General features: G+C 37.7%; 22 protein-coding genes and 2 pseudogenes. 17 read left to right on the forward strand and 7 right to left on the reverse strand.

What is annotated here, in order from left to right:
* The 3 genes from ACLHDF_RS32610 to ACLHDF_RS32620 all read left to right on the forward strand — a co-directional run.
* Positions 1-111, forward strand: a 111-nt coding sequence (locus ACLHDF_RS32610) for a PLD nuclease N-terminal domain-containing protein (RefSeq protein WP_413922452.1), incomplete at its 5' end; no start/stop codon positions are given.
* Positions 112-123: 12 nt separating this feature from the next.
* Entirely contained in the window at positions 124-1,014 is an 891-nt protein-coding gene (locus ACLHDF_RS32615; protein ID WP_413922432.1) for an ABC transporter ATP-binding protein, read from the forward strand.
* On the forward strand, positions 1,011-1,787 hold the full coding sequence (locus ACLHDF_RS32620) for an ABC transporter permease (protein ID WP_413922433.1): 777 nt from the start codon (positions 1,011-1,013) through the stop codon (positions 1,785-1,787). The genes ACLHDF_RS32615 and ACLHDF_RS32620 overlap by 4 nt, the downstream gene beginning before the upstream one ends.
* Positions 1,788-1,813: 26 nt before the next feature.
* Here ACLHDF_RS32620 and ACLHDF_RS32625 read toward each other — a convergent pair whose 3' ends face one another.
* Positions 1,814-2,617, reverse strand: a complete 804-nt coding sequence (locus ACLHDF_RS32625; protein ID WP_413922434.1) for a lipid II flippase Amj family protein — start codon at positions 2,615-2,617, stop codon at positions 1,814-1,816.
* Between the two features lie 507 nt (positions 2,618-3,124).
* Between ACLHDF_RS32625 and ACLHDF_RS32630 the strand changes: the two genes are divergently transcribed.
* Together ACLHDF_RS32630 and ACLHDF_RS32635 are read left to right on the forward strand one after the other, a co-directional pair.
* The gene (locus ACLHDF_RS32630) at positions 3,125-3,772 is read left to right on the forward strand and encodes a VC0807 family protein (protein ID WP_413922435.1); all 648 of its coding nucleotides are present in this window, start codon (positions 3,125-3,127) and stop codon (positions 3,770-3,772) included.
* Between the two features lie 133 nt (positions 3,773-3,905).
* Positions 3,906-4,178 carry a hypothetical protein gene (locus ACLHDF_RS32635; RefSeq protein ID WP_413922436.1) on the forward strand — a complete coding sequence of 91 codons (273 nt, stop codon included), beginning with the start codon at positions 3,906-3,908 and terminating at the stop codon, positions 4,176-4,178.
* 56 nt (positions 4,179-4,234) lie between these two features.
* Here the strand turns inward: ACLHDF_RS32635 and ACLHDF_RS32640 are convergent, their stop codons facing one another.
* Positions 4,235-5,935, reverse strand: coding sequence for an L-lactate permease (locus tag ACLHDF_RS32640; RefSeq protein ID WP_413922437.1), 1,701 nt, complete (start codon positions 5,933-5,935; stop codon positions 4,235-4,237).
* 382 nt (positions 5,936-6,317) lie between these two features.
* Between ACLHDF_RS32640 and ACLHDF_RS32645 the strand changes: the two genes are divergently transcribed.
* From ACLHDF_RS32645 to ACLHDF_RS32680, 8 genes and pseudogenes are all read left to right on the forward strand, one after another.
* Positions 6,318-7,643 (forward strand): FAD-binding oxidoreductase, encoded by a 1,326-nt coding sequence (locus ACLHDF_RS32645; RefSeq protein WP_413922438.1) that lies wholly within the window; start codon positions 6,318-6,320, stop codon positions 7,641-7,643.
* A pseudogene (locus ACLHDF_RS32650) lies at positions 7,644-9,004 on the forward strand ((Fe-S)-binding protein).
* Positions 8,988-10,451, forward strand: a complete 1,464-nt coding sequence (locus ACLHDF_RS32655; protein ID WP_413922439.1) for an FAD-linked oxidase C-terminal domain-containing protein — start codon at positions 8,988-8,990, stop codon at positions 10,449-10,451. Before ACLHDF_RS32650 ends, ACLHDF_RS32655 begins: the two are co-directional and overlap by 17 nt.
* Positions 10,452-10,611: 160 nt before the next feature.
* Positions 10,612-12,789 (forward strand): malate synthase G, encoded by a 2,178-nt coding sequence (locus ACLHDF_RS32660; protein ID WP_413922440.1) that lies wholly within the window; start codon positions 10,612-10,614, stop codon positions 12,787-12,789.
* Between the two features lie 109 nt (positions 12,790-12,898).
* Complete coding sequence (locus ACLHDF_RS32665) at positions 12,899-13,675, forward strand: fumarylacetoacetate hydrolase family protein (RefSeq protein WP_413922441.1); 777 nt, start codon at positions 12,899-12,901, stop codon at positions 13,673-13,675.
* A 51-nt stretch (positions 13,676-13,726) separates the two neighbouring features.
* A complete protein-coding gene (locus ACLHDF_RS32670) occupies positions 13,727-14,521 on the forward strand; it encodes an IclR family transcriptional regulator (RefSeq protein WP_413922442.1) in 795 nt (264 codons plus the stop codon).
* A gap of 143 nt (positions 14,522-14,664) precedes the next feature.
* Positions 14,665-15,897 carry an aminopeptidase gene (locus tag ACLHDF_RS32675; protein ID WP_413922443.1) on the forward strand — a complete coding sequence of 411 codons (1,233 nt, stop codon included), beginning with the start codon at positions 14,665-14,667 and terminating at the stop codon, positions 15,895-15,897.
* A 231-nt stretch (positions 15,898-16,128) separates the two neighbouring features.
* Positions 16,129-17,205: a type I restriction endonuclease gene (locus ACLHDF_RS32680; RefSeq protein ID WP_413922444.1), complete on the forward strand. Its 1,077-nt coding sequence runs from the start codon at positions 16,129-16,131 to the stop codon at positions 17,203-17,205.
* Between the two features lie 42 nt (positions 17,206-17,247).
* Here the strand turns inward: ACLHDF_RS32680 and ACLHDF_RS32685 are convergent, their stop codons facing one another.
* Both ACLHDF_RS32685 and ACLHDF_RS32690 read right to left on the reverse strand, forming a co-directional pair.
* Entirely contained in the window at positions 17,248-17,382 is a 135-nt protein-coding gene (locus ACLHDF_RS32685) for a hypothetical protein (RefSeq protein WP_413922445.1), read from the reverse strand.
* A gap of 80 nt (positions 17,383-17,462) precedes the next feature.
* Positions 17,463-17,954 (reverse strand): hypothetical protein, encoded by a 492-nt coding sequence (locus ACLHDF_RS32690; protein WP_413922446.1) that lies wholly within the window; start codon positions 17,952-17,954, stop codon positions 17,463-17,465.
* A gap of 407 nt (positions 17,955-18,361) precedes the next feature.
* Between ACLHDF_RS32690 and ACLHDF_RS32695 the strand changes: the two genes are divergently transcribed.
* The 3 genes from ACLHDF_RS32695 to ACLHDF_RS32705 all read left to right on the forward strand — a co-directional run bounded on the left by ACLHDF_RS32695 (position 18,362) and on the right by ACLHDF_RS32705 (position 20,556).
* Positions 18,362-18,781, forward strand: a complete 420-nt coding sequence (locus tag ACLHDF_RS32695; protein WP_413922447.1) for a hypothetical protein — start codon at positions 18,362-18,364, stop codon at positions 18,779-18,781.
* A 72-nt stretch (positions 18,782-18,853) separates the two neighbouring features.
* Positions 18,854-19,852, forward strand: coding sequence for a hypothetical protein (locus tag ACLHDF_RS32700; protein ID WP_413922448.1), 999 nt, complete (start codon positions 18,854-18,856; stop codon positions 19,850-19,852).
* Between the two features lie 125 nt (positions 19,853-19,977).
* On the forward strand, positions 19,978-20,556 hold the full coding sequence (locus tag ACLHDF_RS32705; RefSeq protein WP_413922449.1) for an HAD-IA family hydrolase: 579 nt from the start codon (positions 19,978-19,980) through the stop codon (positions 20,554-20,556).
* Between the two features lie 2 nt (positions 20,557-20,558).
* Here the strand turns inward: ACLHDF_RS32705 and ACLHDF_RS32710 are convergent, their stop codons facing one another.
* Both ACLHDF_RS32710 and ACLHDF_RS32715 read right to left on the reverse strand, forming a co-directional pair.
* Positions 20,559-21,179 (reverse strand): mechanosensitive ion channel family protein, encoded by a 621-nt coding sequence (locus tag ACLHDF_RS32710; protein WP_413922450.1) that lies wholly within the window; start codon positions 21,177-21,179, stop codon positions 20,559-20,561.
* Between the two features lie 825 nt (positions 21,180-22,004).
* Positions 22,005-23,027: a hypothetical protein gene (locus tag ACLHDF_RS32715; protein ID WP_413922451.1), complete on the reverse strand. Its 1,023-nt coding sequence runs from the start codon at positions 23,025-23,027 to the stop codon at positions 22,005-22,007.
* A 320-nt stretch (positions 23,028-23,347) separates the two neighbouring features.
* Between ACLHDF_RS32715 and ACLHDF_RS32720 the strand changes: the two genes are divergently transcribed.
* The gene (locus ACLHDF_RS32720) at positions 23,348-23,491 is read left to right on the forward strand and encodes a hypothetical protein (RefSeq protein ID WP_413920672.1); all 144 of its coding nucleotides are present in this window, start codon (positions 23,348-23,350) and stop codon (positions 23,489-23,491) included.
* 536 nt (positions 23,492-24,027) lie between these two features.
* On the opposite strand, the pseudogene ACLHDF_RS32725 reads toward ACLHDF_RS32720, so the two are convergent.
* A pseudogene (locus tag ACLHDF_RS32725) lies at positions 24,028-24,245 on the reverse strand (hypothetical protein); the annotation flags it as partial.

The following is a 24,245-nucleotide window of genomic DNA, read 5'->3' on the forward strand; positions in this document are numbered from 1 at the left end:
ATAAAGCAAGAAGAGACAAACGGACCAAAATGGGTATGGGGCCTCATTATTTTATGTATAAGTACAATTGGCCCCGTTTTATATTTTGTTTTAGGACGTAAAAAACAGTGAGGTGAAGCTAAGATGTTTATGCAAGTAGAAGGGCTGACAAAAACGTATCGTAATATAACTGTTGTAAATAACCTTTCCTTTAATCTCTATAAAGGAAAATGTGTAGCATTGTTAGGCCCCAACGGTGCAGGTAAGACGACTACTCTGCATATGATTGCAGGTCTTATTGCACCTAGTAAAGGGAAAATTTCTTTTAAAGATAAACAACATCAAGATGCACGATCATTTATTGGCTTTCTTCCGCAGCATCCTACGTTTTTTAATTGGATGACGCCTCAGCAGTATTTAAATTTTGTAGGTCTTTTATCTAAAATCTCAAAGAATATGCTCTCCCAACGAATAGATGAAGTACTTGAACTTGTAGGTTTAAAAGGAAAAGAGAAGCGGAAAATTGCTGGATTTTCTGGAGGGATGAAACAACGTTTAGGCTTAGCGCAGGCCTTGTTACATAAACCTGAGCTGTTAATCCTAGATGAACCGGTTTCGGCTTTAGATCCTGAAGGCAGAAAAGACGTACTAATGATTATTGAAACATTAAAAAGAGACACGACGATCCTCTTTTCAACCCATATTTTGCATGATGCGGAACAAATATGCGATAACATCATGATGATTAAAAACGGACGTATGAAATGGAATGGAACAAAAACTTCATTGCGCCAAGAGTTTACGTCTCCGGTTTTTACGATTGAAACAGAAGAAAGGCTCCCTGCATCTTTTGACAGTCTACCAAGTGAACAGATGCTGTTTCATTCTCCTTATAAAGCCACTGTACATGTAAAAGACAAATCTCAGCAGCAGCAACTACTTCAACTGATTGTTGATCAACAATCGAACCTTATTTTATTTGAACAAAGACAGCATTCTCTTGAAGATGTGTATCTAGAGGTGATGAACAAATGAATACATTTGGAGTCTTATTAAAAAAAGAACTGCATGAATTATTCGCAAATGGCAAAGGGATTTGGCTGCCAGTCTCACTGATTTTACTAGGCATCACACAGCCTTTAACAAATTATTATATGCCGCAAATTATTGACATGGCAGGGAATTTACCAAAAGGAGCAATTATTCAACTTCCGACGCCCACCGGTCAAGAAGTATTACAAGGTGTCCTTTCACAATATAGCACAATAGGAACCTTACTGATTGTGCTAGCAAGCATGAATATAATTTCAAATGAACGACAAAATCATGCTGCTGTACTTGTTATGATGAGACCGGTGAGTGTCTTTCAATACATTATGAGTAAATGGGCTGCCCAAATCGTGCTAGTTATTAGCTCAACGTTTATAAGCTATATAGCAGCGTGGTATTATACCAACCTTTTATTTTCACATGTGGATTGGACTCATATGCTGTTTAGCTTTTTTTTATACAGTCTGTGGCTGATTTTTATCTTGTCAGTTTTAGTGGCAGCGGGAACCTTTCTTTTACAAAGCGGAGGGATTGCCGGAGTCAGTATTTTGGGCGTTGCATTACTTTCATTTTTAAGCACTTTGTTTACGGATCAATTAAAGTGGAGTCCTGTGGCGTTGTCACAATACGCTGCTCGTATACTTGAACAACTGCACTGGTCACAAAGTGTCACTTATACCGTAGTTGTTACATTAGTAAGCAGCTTTCTTCTTTTAAGTGTGGCTGTTCATAGATACAAAAAAGTAGAATATGTATAAAAAAGACTTCTTTAACGAAGTCTTTTCTAAGGGATTAACTTGCAAATCCACGCAATATAAAGAGCAGCAGGCACTAAGAGAACCTGAGCACATACTGTCCCACACAAACGGGAGATGACTAGCGTGCCAACCATTTTGTTCATAGATTGTTTAGTGGAATCACCTTTCATTACCTTTTCAGTTAAAATGGCTACTTGCGGATCTACAAACACAGCAAGGGTAATCATGGCTAGTCCGTTAATAAGACCAGAAGACATTAAAATTGATTTAGAAAGAGTAGGCTCAAGTGTAGAAGCATAAAGAGTGGAAAGAACACCTACTGTATAAATGGTCGTAGCCATTAAATTCAAAAGCAGTAACCGTTTGGGCACTCCACCAATTCGCAGCTGAGATAGCATGGTCCATCTAGGACGCTTAACGTGTTTTTTGGCTTTTTCCAGCGTATGTATAGAAGTAATGTTTTTCATCATTTGAGGTACAGATCCCGCTACTTCTAAGTGTGAAATCATTCGGGAGAAGATCGACACAAAGCTAGGAAGTAAAAGAGCGCCTACAATTGTCCCAATAGAAGCTGCGAGCAAGATGGTCTGAAGCTGATGAAGTAGAACGGGCAGATCTTCTTTAGACTGGACGGCATCTCCTAATTTGCCCGTCAGCGGAGCTTGCACCATATTAGCTGTTCTTGAAACAATAACAATAATATTAAAAAGAGATAAAGCCACGACTAGTTTTCCAGTTTTCAAGCCCGCAAGTCTTACAGAATAGGCTAGTGTTTCAATCATGTGAATAATTCCTACAAACACACAAATAATAAGTAATTTTTCCATCATAATAAGCAAGATCCTTTCTTTAATACATACACTTCCCTATTATGTATAAATTTAGTTTATTTGTAAATAAAAAGCCGCTTGCTACTCTTGTTAGCAAGCGGCTTTTTATTATCGATGCTGGTTTATATCGCGCAGTATATTTTTGCTGGCCTGATAATCTTTTTCCCGTTCTTTTTCCACCTGTAGACGTTTGTCTAGTTTACGGCTATATTCAGCATACCCCACGCCGTGAGAAAGTTGCATGGCCTTTTCCATTTCTGACGTGTACGTTAGGTGAAGTGCGATAATGAATCAATCCTTTCAGCATTTTTCACTTGTGGCACATGTATTGCTGCTCAAGTGTTTGGATGTTTATAACTCTTGAAGTCTTTCTAGAAATCATTTTCCCTGCCGTTCTGGATCTAAACATAAAATGATTAAAATTTCATAACATTCCAGGTAAAAACCTTTTTTTCTTGCGTAGTATCCCATATAATAGCAAGAACAACGTTTTTAAAGGAGTTATATATGAACAATACAAAACGAGTATGGTTTGATTTACTTTTTTATATCGCTATTCCGTACCTAATATGGAACCAAGGAAAAGACATTATTGGTGACTACTATGCCATTTTGCTTTCAACAGCACCAGCATTTGTGTATACCATTTATACATTTATCAAAGATCGTCAGTTTAACGTAACAGGATTGTTTATTGTCATTACGCTCCTGGCACGTACAATTATTGATTTAATTTCAGGGAACGCAGCAACAATGTTAAATAATCAAGTATACTTTATGATTGGACTAGCTGTAGTTGTTCTGTTTACAATTATGATAAAAAAGCCAATTGGGTTGTACTTTTTTGTAGATACAGCTTACTTGATGGGCTATAAACGAGAAGATTCTCTTAAGCTCTTTCACCAGCCTGATCTCTTCAAAATGATGAACTGGCTTACAGTACTGTTCGCAGGCCGCTACGTATTTTTAGCGATTGTAAAATACGTATTGATTCAAAAATACGGAGTAGAAGGGTACGGGAACATGATTGTATTCCGTCAGGCTGTTACGTGGGCATTCTCCATTCTAATTGCTGTCTATACGTATTTTATTTATAAAAAAATTCAAGATAAAACAGGAATTGATAATCCAATGAATCCAAATGTAAATGAATGAAAAAGAAGCGTGCGTTTAACTAACGTACGCTTTTTTGTTACAAAACAGTGAAAAGTGCCCGAAACGCTAACATCTCATTTAAAATTAATAGTAAAATAACGCTATTAAGAACGGGATGAAAGTAGGTCAAGAAATGAAACTGTTATTAGCATGTCAAAAGCAACCTTATCAGATTTTAGAAATGATTATGGTGTTTTTCACCTTAATTTTTGTCGTACTGTCGTTCTTCGATTACCGTCAGCTGTTTTTTCTTGTGTTTACACTTGGAATTGTATTTGCTATTCGAGCGTTTGAAATGCAAGAAGGAGAGAAGAAGACTCAAGGAAACGTCTGGCTGCTTTTCGGTGTTGTAATGATTTTGCTAGATATTGTTTTATTTGTTGTATATGCCATTAATCGAGCGTAAATGAAGAAAAAAGCTTCCGCGCAGAGGGATACCTCTAGATACGGAAGCTTTTTTGGTTAAGGAATCATCCATGATAATACATTAGATTGTAAAAATGTTAGTACGCAGACAATCAGCAGTAAAAATAAACTGTGCTTTACTGTAAAACGAAGCAAATCGGATTCTTTTCCAGCCAACCCAACCGCAGCACAGGCAACGGCAATGGATTGTGGTGAAATCATTTTTCCGGTTACTCCGCCCGAAGAATTTGCTGCAAGAGCAAGAAGCGGGTCCATTCCAATAGACGTGGCCGTAATTTTTTGTAAGTTGCCGAACAATAGGTTGGCCGATGTATCTGATCCTGTAATAAAAACACCGAGCCAGCCGAGTACAGGAGAGAAAAAGGGAAATAACGCGCCTGTTTTAGCTAGCAGTAGACCTAAGGTTGTACTCATTCCAGAAGCATTTGTCACGTAAGCAAATGCTACAACGGAGGTAATCGTAAGCAGCGGCAGCGCTAATTCTTTGCACGTCTCGTTAAACGTAACAAACCAGTCTTCCCAAGAGATGTTGACGATAAATTTTGTGACAACAGCAGATAGCAAGATAGCTGTGCCAGCAGCGCCTAGTAATTCTAACTTGTACACTGCCGCGATCGGTTCTCCATTTCCATTTAAAATTAAATTATTTAACCAAGGTACTTCTGGCATAAACGTTAAATAATGGCCGATAGAATTGATAGCGCCCAAAAAGGCGTTAGCTCCTTCGTAATGTCCTGTCAAAGCGGTTTTAATTTGAGGAATTCCCCATACAGAAATAAATATCGTTAAAATTAGAAAAGGTGACCATGCTTTTGCAATTTGAGCCCCTGTGAATGTAGATTTATCTTGAGTTTCTCTTGGCTCAACTGAAGCGGAAGCTACTTCATGTGCTGCTTTTTCAGATTGAAAACGGAACGTTGTTTTCGGTTTCCAGAATTTTAAGAAAATAGCAAGCGCAAAAAGTGAAACGAGTGCTGATAAAATATCGGGAAGTTCAGGCCCTAAAAAGTTAGAGCTGACAAACTGTGTAAGAGCAAAAGAGACGCCGGATACTAGAATAGCAGGAAGTACTTCTAATGTTTTCTTAAATCCAGCCATTACAAAAACCAAATACAGCGGAATAAATACAGAAATAAAAGGCAGCTGACGACCTACCATCTTCGAGATCTCCATGGCCGCCACTCCAGTAGGACCTTCCATAGCCGTGATAGGAATACCGATTGCACCAAAAGCGACGGGTGCTGTGTTTGCTAACAAACATAAGCCAGCGGCATACAAAGGATTAAAGCCTAGACCTACAAGCAGAGCTGCTGAAATAGCAACAGGTGCGCCGAAACCAGCAGCACCTTCAAGAAAAGCACCAAACGAAAAAGCGACTAACAAAGCTTGAAGTCTGCGATCTTCTGTAATGGATACAACAGAGGTACGAATAATATCAAACTGACCGGTTTTCACAGTTAGTTTGTAAAGAAAAACAGACGTAATGATAATCCATCCAATCGGCAGTATACCGTATACGGCCCCTTGACTAGCTGACATAAAAGCCATGCTAGCCGGCATTTTGTAGGCGAATATTGCAACGGCAAGTGCAACTAGTAAAGTTGTAACTCCAGCCATATAACCTTTCATTCGTTTAATAGCCAGAGCCCAAAAGAAGTAAAGAATAGGAATCAAAGCGATTAATGAAGACCAAATGACGCTGTTTCCTACAGGAGTGAACTGCTGTGTCCATGTCATAACTAACACCTCATTTTCAAATTAGTGAACTACGAATTTAGTAAAACAAAACAATCAAAACTACGATGATAAGGTCATCTGATGACTTATGTAAAAATGAATTCGCTTACATTATATTCTAATCCTTTTGGGATAGGCAAGTACTAAAAGAAACTTTTTTTCAAAAAAAGGGACATTTTTTTATTGATATGAAGAAAATATTGGTTGAAAATCCCAAGAATAGGTGATTTAATGATTGTAAGCGCTTGAAATATAACTTTTCATCTATTCTACTAATTATCCTTCCTATTAATCTACTACTTTTAGTCGTATTATATGTGGCACTTCTTTCTGTTATTAGTGAAACGTTGTTTGCTATTACAAAACGAGAGGAGTCAATTTATTGAGTACGTTAGAGCTTCCAGGTCATTTAAAATCCATTTTATTTAATCCTTCCACACTTGAAGAACAGCATATGAATCACTTCCTTGGAAATAGCGGTTCCCTTCACCTTAAGCCAACTTCAGAGCAAGAAATAGCAGCCACTTTAAAGTATGCAACGGAACACGGAAAAAAAGTCATCATTGAAGGGAACGGTACAAAAAAAGGGTTTGGCGGGCTTATGGAGACAGCCGACCTTTTACTTTCGCTGACTGAATACAGCGGAATTGTTGAACATACAGTAGGAGATATGACGGTTACTGTAAAAGCTGGTACATCGTTTGAAGAGCTACAAACGTATTTAAAAACGCACAATCAGCAAGTTTCACTTGATCCAGCTCTAGCAGATTACGCTACAATCGGCGGAGTTATTGCAGCGAATGAAAGTGGTCCAAAGCGCCTGTCTTATGGATCAGCTCGGGATGCGGTAATCGGTATGAGAGTCGTATATTCAGATGGAACCATTGTTCGCTCAGGCGGAAAAGTCGTCAAAAACGTGGCTGGTTATGATATGAATAAGCTGTTTATTGGTTCAATGGGAACGCTCGGCGTTATATCAGAAATAACGTTAAAACTGCGTCCGCTGCCTAAGTATCAAAGCGTTCTTTTTATTTCTTTTTCAACAGGCAATATGGAAGAAATTCACGCGTTTGCTAGCAAAGTCTTAGATTCTATAATAGAGCCCGTTGCCTTGGAATTACTAAATCCTTCTTTAGCTGAAGATGTAATAGGGCAGCATCTGTTTACGCTTGTGATTAGCTTTGAAGACGTGGAAAGTTCCGTTCATTATCAAGAGGATTACATCAAAAGTATTCAGCCCGCGGATACGATTTTAAAGGTACTGCAGGAAAAAGAAGCCGAGGTATTTTGGAGATTTTTTAGTAACATTACTCCAAATGGTGCGCTTTGTTCTTCCGAAGAAGAAACGGAAGCCACGTTAAAAGTCGGCGTACCGAATATGAATGTACTTGATGTCATAAACAAAAGTACTGCTTTAAGAACTTCCCGTCCAATGCTGATAAAAGCACATGGAGGAGTTGGACACGGTCTTTGCTCGGTCTACATAAAAGGCTCAGAAGAAGCTATTCTTTCCGTTATCACTTCATTTACTGAAACTGCTAAAACGTACGGAGGATATGTGGTCGTTAAACATTTGCCTTTTATACTGCGTCAAAAAGTGAATGTGTGGGGGGAAAAACCTTTTCATTTTCCGTTATTGGCGGGAATTAAAGCAAAGGTGGACGCTAAAAATGTGCTTAACTATAAACGATTTATAGGAGGAATCTAAGTGAATTCAGCGAAAGCGGATGTCAAAGATGCTCCATGTCAAAGCGTTAGCAATTATTTATGGAAAGACGCGCCAGACGAAAAAAAATGGGCGGATTGTGTACACTGCGGAATGTGCTTGGAGTCTTGTCCTACTTATGAAATAACCGGGCAAGAGCAGCATTCACCCAGGGGACGCGTGCATCTTATCAAATCGGTAGCAGAAGGAAAAATAAACGTTAATGAACAGTTTACAGATCCTGTTTTTGCCTGTTTGGATTGCCGGGCCTGTACAACTGCTTGTCCTGCAAATGTAGACGTTGGCGGACTTATTGAAGAAGCTCGCGGCCAAATTCGTCAGGCGATGCCTTTGACAGGATGGAAAGGGATGATCAGCAAATTTTTTCTTAAGGAACTTTTTCCTCATGCCCATCGCTTGGAAGCTGCAGGGAGCCTATTAAAGATGTATCAAAAAAGCGGAATTCAAAAAATGGTTCGCACAACAGGCATGTTAAATATCATGCCTACCCATCTAGCAGAAATGGAACATGTGATGCCTAAGATTACCCGTTCTGTTCGAAAAAAATACAAAAAAGAACGCGTTTTAAAAGCAAAAGCAGAAAGAAAAGCAGAAGTTGCTTTTTTAACCGGCTGCATTATGGACGTCATGTTCAGTGATATTAACGAAGCGACTCTTAATGTGTTAAGAAGAAATGGAAACGACGTTGTTATTCCTCGGTCTCAGACATGCTGTGGTGCTTTGCACGTTCATGCAGGAGACCGAGACATGGGGAGGCAGCTTGCAAAAAAAAATATAGAGGCGTTTCAACATGCTGATATCGTTATTGTAAACGCTGCTGGATGCGGCTGCATGTTAAAAGAGTATCCTGAATTATTTAGAGAAGAAGAGCAAGAGTGGCTTGAAAAAGCCGAAGTCTTCGCTGAAAAAGTCCAAGATATTTCAAAATACCTTCACGATACAGGATATCGCCCCCCGCAGGCGAAGCTGCATACGCGCATTACGTATCACGACGCCTGCCATTTAGCTCATGGTCAAGGAGTTAGGAAAGAACCAAGAGATATTTTGCTCTCTATTCCTGGAGTGGAAATGGTTCATATGGCTAACGCGGACCGATGCTGTGGAAGCGCAGGAATTTATAATTTAACTAACCCTGAAATGGCGGGAGCCGTGCTTCAAAGTAAAATGGAAAATGTGCCCCATGACGTGGAAATGATTTCGATGGGAAACAGGGATGTATGCTGCAGATGGCCGTAGGGGTAAAAAAATATGGACGAAATCAGCAAATTGTTCACACGGTACAGCTTTTAGAATGGGCCTATCAAAAAGAGGAGGAGGAAGCGTATCGTGTCGAAGAAAAATAGAATAAAAGACCTTCACGTAAAAAAACTTTCTCAACTAGTAGATGCTCATTCTATTTTGTATCATAAAGAAGATTTGCTTGCGTACGACTGCGATGGATTTACCATTCACAGACACTTGCCTAAAGCTGTGGTATTTCCTCAAAATACAAAAGAAGTTTCTGCTATTGTTAAATACTGCAATAAACATAATTTACCTTTTCTTGCAAGGGGAGCAGGGACAGGGCTAAGCGGAGGAGCCATTCCTCTCAATAACGAAGTGGTTATTAGTTTAGTGAAAATGAAGCGACTGATTAGCGTCGACTATAAAAACAGACGTGCCGTTGTAGAGCCGGGATTTATTAATCTCGCATTAACCAATTCAATCTCTGAAAAAGGATACTACTATGCACCGGATCCTTCGAGTCAGTATTGCTGCACCATTGGTGGAAATGTAGCGGAAAATGCAGGAGGGGCTCACTGTCTCAAGTATGGAGTGACCACCAACCATATTTTAGGGCTAGAAGTGGTGCTTCCAAATGGAGATGTGATTGAACTTGGCAAGCAAGGTATTCCAGATGAACCAGGATATGATTTGCTAGGGCTTTTAACGGGATCAGAAGGGACGTTAGGAATCGTTACAAAAATTACGGTACGCATTTTAAAAAACCCCGAAGCAAAACAAACGGTTCTTGCCTATTTCGACCGCGTAGAAGACGGCAGTCAAGCGGTATCAGATATTATATCAGCCGGCATTATTCCCGCTGCGCTTGAAATGATGGATAAAACCGCCATTGAAGGAGTGGAAGCTGCTGCGTTTCCGGTCGGACACCCCAGAGATATTGAAGCTCTTTTATTAATTGAAGTAGACGGCATTTCAGCCGGTATCAAAGAGCAAATCCTTCGTATTTTAGACGTATGCCAAAAACGAAATGTAAGGGAAGTGAAAGTAGCTGAAAATGAAGAAGAGCGCGCCAGGTGGTGGGCAAATCGGAAGACAGGGTTTGGAGCGATGGGAGCTATATCCCCTGACTACCTTGTACAAGACGGTGTCATTCCAAGAAGTAAATTGCCTCAAGTGCTAAAGCGAATTAATAAAATTAGCGAAGAATCAGGTCTTCGCATTGCCAATATCTTTCACGCTGGAGACGGGAACTTGCATCCGCTTGTATTATTTGATGCTAGAAACCCAGGGGAAACTGAAAAAGCACTCGAAGCCGGAAGTGCATGTTTGCAAGTATGTGCAGAAGTAGGAGGCACAATTACCGGGGAACACGGTGTAGGCATTGAAAAGAAAGAAGAAATGCGATTTGTTTTTAATGAAGATGAAATTCAAGCACAAACGAATATACGAGAAGTATTTAATGCTAAAAATCTATTAAATGCAGGAAAACTTTTTCCAAGTCCGAGCCGATGCGCGGAAGTCAAAAAAGAAAAGAAAAAAAGCGTATTATTTTTAGAAAATTCTTGAAAATAAATCTCCTCAATGATATGATTTTTTCAACAAAAATAAAACGCTGTTTTGCAATAAGAAACAGCATCGCAAATGTTCGTCTTAACCATTTTTGCCAAAAGAAATGAAAGCGTGTCCAAATTTAAAAATGTAAAAGAGTAAGAGGAGGAAACAGACGGTGACAAACTATAAACAAGTTGGAAATCTGAAAGTAGCTCCAGTTCTCTATCAATTTATCAATGAGGAAGCTCTTCCCGACAGCGGGCTAAGCACAGAACAGTTTTGGTCTAATTTTGAAGCGTTAGTAACCGAGTTAACACCTGTAAATAAACGTTTGTTAGAAAAGCGTGATCAGCTGCAAGCTCAAATTAATGCGTGGCATCAAGAAAATCCTGACGGTGACTTTAACGAATACAAATCGTTTTTAACGAGAATTGGCTATTTAGAAGACAAAGCAGAAGATTTCCTTATTGGAACAGAAGGAGTAGACAGCGAAATTGCCTATCAAGCAGGACCGCAGCTTGTTGTACCCGTAAATAACGCTCGGTACGCTATTAATGCTGCTAATGCACGCTGGGGAAGTCTCTACGATGCTCTTTACGGCACCGATGCAATCAGTGAAGAAAATGGAGCTTCGCGCACAAGTTCTTATAATCCAATTCGTGGAGAAAAAGTTATTGCATTTGCAAAGAATTTTCTTGATGAAGTTGTCCCGCTTGTTCACTCTTCTCATGCGGAAGTGGTTCAATACAGTCTTGAAAATGGAAAGCTTGTAGCTCAATTAAACGATGGTAGTTTAACAGAATTGCAGGAAAAAGAGAAATTTGTAGGTTATCAAGGAGAAGAGAGCAGCCTTGATGCTCTTTTATTCAAAAACAACGGCCTGCATTTTGAAGTTCAAATTGATCGTACGGATTCAATTGGCAAAACAGACGACGCCGGCGTAAAAGATATTTTAATGGAAGCAGCTCTTACGACAATCATGGACTGTGAAGATTCAGTAGCGGCCGTAGACGCAGAAGATAAAGTAGATGTTTATCGCAACTGGCTAGGATTAATGAAAGGTGATTTAACGTCTACTTTTAAAAAAGGAAGCCAAAGCATAACAAGGCGTTTAAATCCAGACCGTACGTATTTGTCTCCAGAAAAGAAAAAGATTTCACTGTCTGGCCGTTCGCTTATGTTCGTTCGAAACGTCGGACATTTAATGACAAACAGCGCTGTTTTAGATCGTGATGGCAACGAAATTTACGAAGGTATTTTAGACAGCGTTGTGACTAGTTTAATTGCCAAACACACCTTGCTTAAAAACGGCACGTATCAAAATTCTAAAAAGAGCTCTATTTATATCGTTAAACCAAAAATGCACGGCTCCAAAGAAGTGGCCTTTGCCAACACGTTATTTAATTCAATCGAAGATATGCTGGGGCTTGAGCGTCATACGATTAAAATCGGCGTAATGGACGAAGAGCGCCGCACAACGCTCAACTTAAAAGCGTGCATCAAAGAAGTAAAAGACCGAGTGGCGTTTATCAATACAGGATTTCTAGACAGAACAGGCGATGAAATTCACACTTCTATGGAAGCAGGCGCTGTTATTCGTAAAAATGATATGAAAGCGTCTAAATGGCTTCAAGGCTACGAGCAATCCAATGTAAACATAGGATTAGCAAGCGGTTTCCAAGGCCGCGCTCAAATCGGAAAAGGAATGTGGGCAATGCCGGATATGATGGCGGAAATGCTTAAGCAAAAAGTGGGGCATTTAAAAGCAGGAGCGAATACGGCATGGGTGCCTTCACCAACCGCAGCGACGCTTCATGCTCTTCACTATCATCAAATTGATGTAAGAGATGTTCAAAATGAATTGCTTACTCAGTCTACTGATTTACGAGACGACATTTTGCAAATTCCTGTGGCAGAAAAACCAAATTGGAGCAAAGATGAAATACAGCAGGAGCTCGACAATAACGCTCAAGGAATACTTGGCTATGTAGTGAGATGGGTTGATCAAGGAGTAGGGTGCTCAAAAGTACCGGACATTAATAACGTAGGGCTGATGGAAGACCGGGCAACGCTTCGTATTTCTAGTCAGCACGTAGCTAACTGGCTTCATCATGGAATTTGTACAAAAGAACAAGTAACGGAAACACTAAAGCGGATGGCAAAAGTAGTGGATCAACAAAATGCGAATGATCCCCTGTATCAGCCAATGGCATCGAGCTACAGCACATCCATTGCCTTTCAGGCAGCCTGCGATTTAGTATTCCAAGGCTATGATCAGCCGAACGGCTATACGGAGCCAATTTTACACCGCCGCCGTATCGAAGCAAAAGCAAAAGCAGCTATAAAACAGTAAGAAAAAACGGCCTGTCAGCATAGGGATGGCAGGCTGTATCTACACCTTAAGAATCTGACTATCTACTATTCTTATTAAAAACTAAGCAAATGGGAAAAGGAGCTCTGTTATGAAATTTGTAAGGTTTGCCGTACAAGATAGCCGCCATACAGGTGTACTAAAAGAAGATACAATCAGCGTTATTGAAGGAAATATATTTGAGAAATGGGACTATACAGGACAAACTTTTTCAGTGAATGAAGTAAGGCTTTTGGCTCCTTTGGAACCAAATCAAATTATTGGAATAGGCGCAAATTATGCAGCCGCAAAATCAGAGCTGCCAAAAGTAATACCTTCTATTCCTGTCTTCTTTTTTAAGCCCACATCTTCTGTAATTGGTCCAAACGAAGATATTGTCATTCCAGCTGCCATTAAGCACGTTAAGTTCGAGTCCGAGCTTGCGGTTGTTATTGGAAAAGAGGCAAAGAACATCGCAAAAGAAGACGTACTGGATTATATATTCGGGTATACAATTGGAAACGATGTAACGGCTCCGGATTATTTTCATGAAGACGGACACTGGACCATTGGAAAATCCTTTGATTCTTTTACTCCTCTTGGCCCCGTAATCGAAACGGAGCTTGATTTTAATTCAATTCATGTAAAAGCGTTTTTAAATGGCGTTGAAAAACAAAACAGCTCGACAGATTTAATGATTATTTCCGTTGGACAAATGATTGCTTACCTCTCTACTGTTATGACCCTTAAGCCGGGAGATGTGGTTTTAACAGGAAGTCCGGTAGGCGCGGAGCTGGTGAGCGCAAACGATGTCATTGAATGTGCCATCCGAGAAATTGGGACCCTCCAAAATCCATTTGTTGCAGAGAAAGAACGTATAAACGTATAAAAGGAATGAAAAATGCCCGGCAGTAACATCACACATAAAGGAGAGAGGAACATGGAGCGAGAAAATATGGTTAAGTCTGTAAGCCGGGCATTGGATATTGTCACAATTGTCAGCATGGAAAGAGAAGGGGTAGGCGTCACAGAAATTGCAAAGCAAATGGACATCAACAAAAGCTCTGTATATCGTATTCTAATCACTCTTGCTCAGTACGGATATATTGAACAAGATCAAGAAACGGGGCGGTACAAGCTTGGGTATAAGTTTTTAGAAGTAAGTTCAAAACTTTTAGATTCTATTGACTTACGAACGGAAGCAAAGCCGTTTTTGCAAGAGCTTGAAAGTGAAACAAATGAAGTTATTCACCTTGTTGTCTATGACCAAGGTGAAGTGGTGTATATTGAAAAATTAGAAGGAAATCAGACGCTGCGCATGCATTCAAAAGTGGGAAAAAGAGCGCCTATGCACTGTACGTCCGTCGGTAAAGCTATTCTAGCTTTTTTACCGCTTAATACGGTAACAAGCATTCTTGAGAGAAAAGGCTTACCCGCTCATACCGATAAAACCATTACGGATGAAGAAAACTTTCTTCGGGAACTTTCAGAAGTGAGACAAAAAGGATATGCGCTGGATTTAGAAGAAAATGAATACGGAATTACCTGCATTGCAGCGCCTATTTTTGATCACCTTGGTCAAGTTGTTGCCGCAGTCAGCATTTCTGGTGCTACTATGCGTATGACTAATGAACGCTTAACTTACCTTCAAGAACGCATGGTTGATATAGGGAAAAACATTTCGGAGCGGCTCGGCTACAAAACTGAATCTGTGAAAGACAAAAGTTTGTTCTGATTTCTAGAGAACAAACTTTTGCTATCTAATAGTCTGTAAAATAACGTAATTATATTATGTAAACTATAGGCTGGAATTTTTAAATGACGTTTTATTCATGATACAATGAAATCGTTAGAATATATACGTAAAGGAGATAAATTATGGAACAGTTTGATCGCAATATTGAAAAGTACGCCGAGCTGGCTGTAAAAGTCGGTGTAAACATTCAAAAAGGGCAAGTATTAAACATTAATGCCGATATTTCTTCCGCTGATTTTGTACGTGAAATTGCGAAAAAAGCGTATGAAGCCGGAGCAAAGTCTGTTGATGTAGACTGGCATGACGATCATTTAGTTCGTTTGAAATACGAAAAAGCGGATGAATCTGTATTTAATGAATTTCCAGCTTGGAAAGCTCAAGCAAGAGAAGAGCTTGTTAAAAACGGAGGCGCTGTGTTATCTGTAATTTCAAGCGGTCCTGACTTATTAAAAGGAGTAGACGGCAAACGTATTGCTGCGTTCCAAAAAGTAAGTGGGAAAGCAATGAAAAAATTCCGGGAAGCTATTCAATCCGATAAAATCAGCTGGTCCATCGTAGCTGTTCCTTCAAAAGACTGGGCAGCAAAAGTATTTCCTGACGTTCCAGAAGAGCAGCAGCAAGATAAACTATGGGAAGCTATTTTTAAATCCGTACGCGTAGACCAAGAAAATCCGGTGGCCGCATGGGAAGAGCATAACGCTTCATTACATAAAAAAGTAGACATTTTAAATGAAAAGAAATTTGCTAAGCTTCACTATAAAGCGCCAGGAACAGATTTAACAATCGAGCTTCCTGACAAACATATTTGGGTTGGCGCAGGCAGTGTTAATGAAGACGGCAACTCGTTTATGGCCAATATGCCAACAGAAGAAGTATTTACACTACCAAAAAAAGACGGCGTAAACGGTCAAGTAACGAGCACAAAACCGCTTAGCTATGCAGGAAACTTAATTGAAAACTTCACGCTAACATTTGAAAATGGAAAAATTGTCGATATAAAAGCAGAAGAAGGCGAAGAAACATTAAAGCACCTCATTGAAACAGATGAAGGTGCCAAGTACTTAGGAGAAGTAGCCTTAGTACCGCATCAATCGCCAATTTCTCAGTCAAACATCATTTTCTACAATACGCTGTTTGACGAAAATGCCTCCAACCACTTAGCAATCGGCAGCTCATATTCGTTCTGTTTAGAAGGCGGAAAAACGATGTCTAAAGAAGAGCTAGCACAAAACGGAGCAAACGACAGCATCACCCACGTTGACTTCATGATTGGCTCAGCTGAAATGGACATCGACGGCATCAAAGCTGACGGTACAAGCGAGCCTGTGTTTAGAAAAGGGAACTGGGCGTTTTAATTTAAAGAATTAAAATAAATTACTATATGTTACTTTATAAAAACAACCTTCTGGATATAAAAATTCTAGGAGGTTGTTTTTTTATGTACTAATTTCATAAATGTAAAACTAAAAAGATAGCCTCTAAGTAAATAAAAAATAAATAGCCTTTCTGTGTGCTAATAGACACTAAAATGATTTCATAGTTTCCCTTTTCAAGCATAGTAATAGTACATAAGGGGGAGAGATGAAGTGGAAAATTTTATTCAACAGATTAAGGCTCTGTCTAGTAGAATTGAGAGAATCAAAGATAACATCAAAACTGAAGAAGCTACAAAAACATCTTTAATTATGCCTTTTATACAAGCATTAGGATATGATATTTTCAATCCAGAAGAATTTGTTCCAGAATTCATAGCAGATGTTGGTATAAAAAAAGGCGAAAAAATTGATTATGCAATTATAGATAGTAATAATCCAGTTATACTAATCGAAGCGAAAAGTGTACATGAAGACCTTTTAAAACATGATTCTCAGCTATTTAGATATTTTGGAACGACTAAAGCTAAATTTGCTATTCTAACGAATGGTATTGAATATAGATTTTATACAGACCTAGAAGAGCCAAATAGAATGGACATTAAGCCTTTCTTTATTTTTAATCTACTTGAGTTTAGAGATAATGATGTATACGAGATAGCAAAGTTTAGAAAAAACGTATTTAACGTTGAAAACGTTCTTACTACAGCGTCGGAGTTAAAATACACGAGTGAAATTAAGCAATTTTTAAATCAACAATGGGAGGAACCAAATGATGAGTTTATCAAGTTTATCTTGAGTGATGTATATCAAGGTGTAAAAACAAAGAAAGTCATAGATAACTTTAGGGGAACAGTACAAAAATCTTTAACACAATTTGTGAATGAAAAAGTAAATGACAAGCTTCAAAAAGCTTTAAATTCTTCATCTGCTAGCGAAGAACATATAGTGGAAGGTGAAGTTCTAAAGGATGAATATGTTGCTGAAGATAAAGTTACTATTGAAACTATCGTTACAACCGAAGAAGAAATAGAAGGATATGTTTTTGTAAAGTTACTATTAAAAGATGAGATTGACTCAAGTAGAGTTCATTACCGGGATAATAAAAGCTATTTTAATGTGCTATTAGACAACAGCATTCGAAAATGGGTTTGCAGACTAGGGTTTAATACAGCTAATAAATATATACAATTAAACGATGAGGAAAAAACTATTTATAAACTAAATGACGTAAATGAGATTTCGTTGTATAGAGATGAAATACTTGAAGTAGCAAAGCAGTTTCAGTAGAAAGTGATGGAATATATCATCAACATAAAAACAAGGTGAACTTTAGTCAGTTCCACCTTGCTGTGATTCTTCTTTTTTAACCGGAGCTTCACGCTTGAACATGTGATAGTAGGTAAACCCTAAACATATGGCTCCGGCGATTGAACAAAAATATTGCAAAAAACGGACGAAATCCATTGGAATGACCTCCCATTTTCAGTTTCGCTTCTAGTATGTACAGGGAAGTGAAATAATATGTGAAAAAGGGAGGTTTTCTCTTATAGTTCGTATGGTTCTTGAAAAGTAAGGTAAGGCTGCTGATCTTCAAGACCAAGACGCTTATTTAATTGTCTTTTCATTAAATCGTACTGGTAGATGAGGTGAAATTGATTTTTTTTCGGTGTTTCACAGCGAATGTAGGTTTCTTGCCCATTCTTGTCTGTGAAATGAATAGTTAATTCACCGAAATAGCGTTGAACAGGAGCTCCGTGAAGGCCTTTTTCATTTTTGACAACCTTTGAAAATTCTGCTCGTTGAATACGGTTAAATGGAATAATAGCTACTTGATTGATAACAAGACGCTGATTGTACATGTCAATTTTGGATATGGAAATTTGATTAATTCCTTCTGCAAATTTAACATGTCCGTTTACAGAAACAAGCGGTTTGCGATCCTCAGGATCAACAGCGCCTTGAGGTCGCTTAATGACGTAGAAGCTAGCTACGCCAAGTGCTACGATACCAACCACAACAATAAGTGCAAACATCATTTTGCATTCCACCTCCTGAGTATAGATGTGTAATCTGAATTTAACAGCAAGCTGTTTCAGTTGCCATATTGCCTCAACAATGAGGGTAGAGAAAAGCAGTTCGGCAGGTCATTACAAGTATATACATACGTTCGACAATATGGTTTGATATTCCTTCTTATTATGACTTTTTTACGACAAAATGGGCAAAACTCTTTTCGAAAATGAAGTGAATCAGTTACAATTTAAGGATAAGGTACCAAATTTCTTTTTTATCTCAAAAAAGCGCAGAAAAGCGTAAAAAATTCTAGGTACTTTCTCATATTTTTACTATTTTTATAGATTTTATTCCAATTTTTAATCCTTTATCGTGTATAATCTCTTGTGTGCAGCATGATATACATAAAGGTGTAAGGAGGCACAGTTCATTGTCTTTATCAGCAAAAAAGATATTATTATTAGTTTTAGTAGTTATATGTTTAATTTTAGTTGTGATGCAATTCATAAATCGATCAGCAGAGCCAACTTCTGAACAGGCCCAAGAAACACTGAGTAAGCTTCCTGAACAAGAAACCGTTAAAGAAAAAGCGAAAGGCGACGAGGAAGCGCATAAATATCGAGTGTATTATATTACTATTGAAAAAATCGAAAACGGTACATACAGCGGAACAACAAAAGAAGGAACGGGCATTAAATTTTCCGATAAAAATTTAAATGAACCAATTCCAAGCAATTTGAAAAAAGGGGATATCGTCAAAGCATACTTTGATCTTGAATACAGCACGAAAGGTCTAGTCAAAGTAGAAAAAGTAGACGAGATACCCGATGATGACGAGAGCTCAAGCTAATTGAGCTCTTTTTTTGTATTTTACGAATGTGGTAAAATATTGAATATATAGATACGATATAGGGGGAAGAAGATGATAGCAGCCATTATAGTAGGAGTGGTAATCCTTTTAGCTATGATTATTAAAGGGATTGCAAGGCCAAAAGGATTTCACTTATACAAAGAGGAGCTTCCAGATGAGCTCGGAATACATAAAGATCAGGAGTTTGAAGATATTGTTCATTCACTAGAAGATTCGTTACCGACAGCCTATGTTCAGCAAGTAAAACAGCGTATGAAAGGAACAAGTATAAAAGACGATGAAGTGGAGTGGACGTTCTTTGAGATGAAGCGCTACTTTTTATTAAATGCAGTCATTAAAGACGTACCGATGTTTAGTGCAAAAGTAGATGAAGTGTGGCACGAAATGATTATGTTTACAGTGGATTATGAGCGTTTTACCGACCGCTTTTTCAACCGTTTTTTGCATCACCAGCCGAATGTAGACGCAGCTCCATCACCACAGCCAGATAAGCGAGCGTTCTTCGATTGGATGTATGCTCACTTGTTTGACATAATGGGCAACAGCCGGCTGCTTTGGGGGAAATTTTTTCAGCACCCGCTTGATAAAAGTACACTTCAAGATTTTCAAAGATTATCAGAAGATGAATTACTAAATCGTTATTTTTTAAGAAACGGCAAATGGGATGAACAGCAGAGACATTTGATTAAAATGTTAAAAGAAGAAATTAAGGATGCAAAAAAACGGATGAAATCAGGAGGATCCTCTTATTTTAAAAAAGCAAAGAAGAAAGGAAATATATCAAACGAACTTCTTTTTCAAGGCTTTGTCTTTTATTCGCTGTACGAAGCTGCCGACTTTTCAAGCCATATGAATGAACTATTGCTATATAAAAAGACGATGTATGCGGGAGAGACAGCCTCGTACAGCGGCTATAGCTGTTCAAGCCCATGGGAAGACAGCCGCCATCATCACCACCATGACGGAGGTCATCATCATGACAGCGGCAGCAGCTGTTCCAGTTCAAACTGCAGCAGCTCTAGCTGTGGAAGTGGATGCAGCAGCAGCTAATATAGTAAAAAACTCGTATGAAGGAGTTTCTTTACTTTAACTGTAACGATGACGAGAAGGTTCACTGACAAGCAATGAAAAATTTGGTATAATTGTTACGTTTTTAAGAAGGAGAGACAGCGAAAATGAATATTTTATGGGACTTTGATGGAACCATCTTCGATACCTACCCAACTATTGTAAAAGCATTCAAAGAATTACTAACAGATCCAACTATCTCAGAAGATGATATTTTAAAACACATGAAGATATCTTCTGACGTAGCAATTAAGCACTTCGATATTGAAAAGTCTTTGTTTGATAATCACTTCCATGTGCTCGAACAAAAAATCAACCCTAAAGATAAGCCTGCTTTTCCTTATGTAGAAGAAGTGCTGAGTTTTGCAGATACAAATGTAATTGTTACGCACAAATCTAGACAGTCCACTCTTGATATTCTTGCATTTTTTAATATGGAGCACTATTTTACGGAGATTATTACAAAGGATGATGGCTACAAACGAAAGCCTGATAGCGGAGCTTATGCATATCTTCACGATAAGTATCAGCTTGATTTAGTGATTGGAGACCGCGAGCTCGACTTAAAACCTGCTCGTGAGCTAGGAATTAAAACATGTGCATTTCAAAATAACGACATTGAAGCAGATTATCACCTTACATCGTATGATCAATTTTTTACAACTGTCGTAAATAAAAACTCGTGAAGCTATTCTTCGCGAGTTTTTACTTGTTCCGTTTTATGTACCTCAGGAATTTCACCGAGTGTAAAGTTCGCTACTTTTGTGATATTACTATTGGCAAAGAAATAAAACTCTCCGTCAACTCCGCGAATTTTTGTAGTGCGCAATCCAATTTCTTCGACAGTTCCTTCCGTATCGTTTATGGATACGTGATCTCCCACTGAGAATTGATCTTCAAATAGAATAAAAAAGCCGTTCAAAATATCTTTAATTAAATTTTGCGCACCTAAGCCTGTGATAAACCCTGCTACGCTAATTCCTGCTAAAAGTGCTTTCATATTAATTCCGATTGCCTCTAAAGACGTAATAAGTACAATAAAATACACTACATATGTCACAATGCTCAAACAAAGTTTTTTCAGCGTTATTTCTTTTCGTTCATTGTACCTAAGCAGCTTAGTTTTAAACCTGAAATCAAAGATTTTATTAATTGCACTCCGAGCAAACCGAATCACAATTTGAGCAGTGATAAAAATCAAAATAATTTTTATGATTACTTCACTAATTTCAATCCACTTACCGGTGTTAAATAAAGTCTGCTGCACCCACTGTATGTCTTTCATGACTAAGTCCCTTTCTTGCTTCATAAAATTTTCTCTACTGAATAGTATAATTTATTTTGAAAAATATACTACTAGAATTTATTAAGATATGTTGAACCATTGTATTTGTTTATTTTAATTTATTTGTATTTAGTATATGAAATGAAACCTCTTTATTCTAGAAAAAGAGAAAATTCTCCAAAATGAATATCTTTAAACCATTTCTTTATACAAATATTAAGTAAAAGCTTATAGCAGATATTAATATAGATCTTATTAGCAAACATTATATACAGATATTAAAGAAAGAAAAAACCTCTAAAAACCCAATCATATCAAGGGTTAGAGGAGAAATAGCTTTTCAAAAAATAACCGTGTGGAAAATAGACCTTTTTTGTGAACAGCATCCTTTTAGTTAAAGGATGTTTTTTATAACAACAGATATGGAATCTATTTTATTCACTATGTTTTCTCTTTTATAAAGAATGGATTTTAAAACTAATTGTATGAAGATTATTGTTAAAAGTATGGATTATTTCCCTTGTGGATAAAAATAGTTACATCAAGAAGTAAATAACTTGGAAATCATCGTCAATAAAAAAATAAAGTGAATGCTTTTATTAACAAATAGGATGATATAACGTTAATTGAATATGTTTTTTTTCACTTGTGGATAAAAATAAAGCGGCTTTTTTAGTAATATTCTGTAGTTATACACAAGGAAAGTCATTTATTTGCACTCATTATGTTTATATAGATAGGATAATGGAGCGGGAAAGCTGAAAGAATGGATGCTTGTTTGCGTTATTTGTATAAAAAAAGAGAAGAAAATGGAAATAAAATAAAAAAAAAGCATGCCAAATAAGCCCCTTATGAAGCTGTAAGTTCGACAGGGACTTGGTCTTGAAGATTTTTTGAAAGCTCTTTTCGAATGAGCGTACGGATTTTTCCACCGTAATTTTCAACGACTTGGGCGTCATAGCTAAAGAAAGCCTGTTCAATGAGAGAATAAAGGGCAGACTTTACTGGTTCAATGCCATATTCAAAAGAAAGCTGAACCAAATCAGCGATGTCTTCATTTTGGAACGAAGACATCAAAATTTCTGTAGAATCTGTGCTGTGTCCAGATAATTCGACAAAAATTTCTTCAATAGTACGTCGAATTACCGCATCATACTGCTCTTTCTTTTCTTGCTTTGACATCTTGCCATTTTTAGCGCCGTCTTTTAAAACAAAGAAAATAGTAGATCCTTGAACAACAGTTTTAAATGCACTCGTCTGCGTTTCCGCTATTTTTTGCATCATACCTTTGTAGTGAGTATATTTCGGTGTAAAAATTTTATAGTCATTAAAGCTAATTTTTGAAGTGTTTTCTCCAGGATTAAACTGACGCTTAATCGTATCATTGTCATAAACCAATTCTTTGCGCAGCTCTAAACGAAGGGCGTTTACGTTTTCAATTAGAATAAGCTCTTCAAAGCGAGTATATTCTAGTTCCATAAACCCAAAGCCGTGTTCTTCAAAATATTGAGGGTAGGGAACAATACAAATATTGATTCCTTTGCCGCTGCGAGAATAGGAAATTAATTCTGTCTCTGCTAATACTATATTATTGTTGCGAACTGTTCGAACCGTACAATTCAAAGCGGCTGCAATCTCTTTTTCAGAAACATCACAAATAATACCTCTTTCATCAACGTGAAGGAAGTGATAAAAAATTAATTGTGAAATTTGAGATTTAGATAAACGGTGGTGTTCCGCCACCGTTTTGATTGTGGGGTTCCCATGATCGTCTAGGTCCATGTGATCTTCAATATCTTTATATTTTTCTACGGTGCTAGACAATTGGCGAATAATTTGTTTTCCAATTTTCGCAAATTCTTTTTTTATCATGAGAATCCCTCCAATCTATTTCAAATCAACATTAATTTATTAGGGTAAAATAACAAAGAATACCTTGTGAAAATTATATCAATAAGAAACAGAATCGCAAACGAACGAGTAGTACGCTAAAAACGGCAAAAGGTTCAAAGAATGCTGTCATATCAAGGGATTCAGCGTAGGGGTTTTTTAGTACGACAAAAACGGCAAAAGCAAGCAAGTACCGGTAGAACAGTGTTTGTTACGGTCACTAAAAATCAAAAAAAACTTTATGCATTTTAGTACGTAAAAAACGGCAAAATGTTGAGTATAGTACGAGAAAAATAGCAAAAGTGAAGAGTGGTACGCAGAAAACGGCAAAAGCTATCTCTGTTCACCTAGAAAAAGGTAAAAATACCACTTCTGTGTTCGCTGTAAATAACAGCGTGAATTTTATTGGTACGACAAAAACGGCAAAAGCTATTTTTAGTACGTAAAAAACGGCAAAAGAAGCAAAGTGGTACGTAAAAAACAGCAAAAGAAGCAAAGTGGTACGTCAAAAACAGCAAAAGATTTTGTTTGGTACGTCAAAAATGGCAAAACCTTTATATGTGTCGCGAAAAGAATAAAAAATGTGGTTTAAAAAGGCAATAATAAAGGGAAAAGCAAAGTTTAGTACGCAGAAAACGGCAAAAGTAGTGAAGGGGTACGTGAAAAACGGCAAAAGCTAGGGTGATTTTGTTTAAAAAAGGGCATAATTAACAATTAATAAGAAATAACTAGTAAATAAATTGTATTTAGTACGTAAAAAACGGCAAAAGAAGCAAAGTGGTACGTCAAAAACAGCAAAAGGCAGTAATTAGTACGCAGAAAACGGCAAAAGAAGCAAAGAAGTACGTAAAAAACGGCAAAAGCCTTTATTTAGTACGTTAAAAATGACAAAACTTCCAAACTATGAAATATAAATAGAGGTATATTTTGTCTTGTTAAGCTGAAAATGGCAAAACACCAAATAAAAAAGGAAGGGAATGATTTACCCTTCCAATGTTTCTCTGTGTTCTCCTCCAAAATAGTCTTGAATTTCATAATTTTGAAGAGGAATAAAAGAGATTTCAAACCCTTGAAGCTTTTGCTGATAATTTTGTATCAATACTTGGTTGCTAACAAACTCTGCTAAAGATTCATTAATTAATTTTAGATTTACATCAATTTTCTTTGAGCGAAAACGAACTTTTGAAGCAAAATATTGAT

It is taken from the genome of Priestia megaterium, from assembly GCF_046599315.1.
Classification (GTDB): Bacteria; Bacillota; Bacilli; order Bacillales; family Bacillaceae_H; genus Priestia; species Priestia megaterium_F.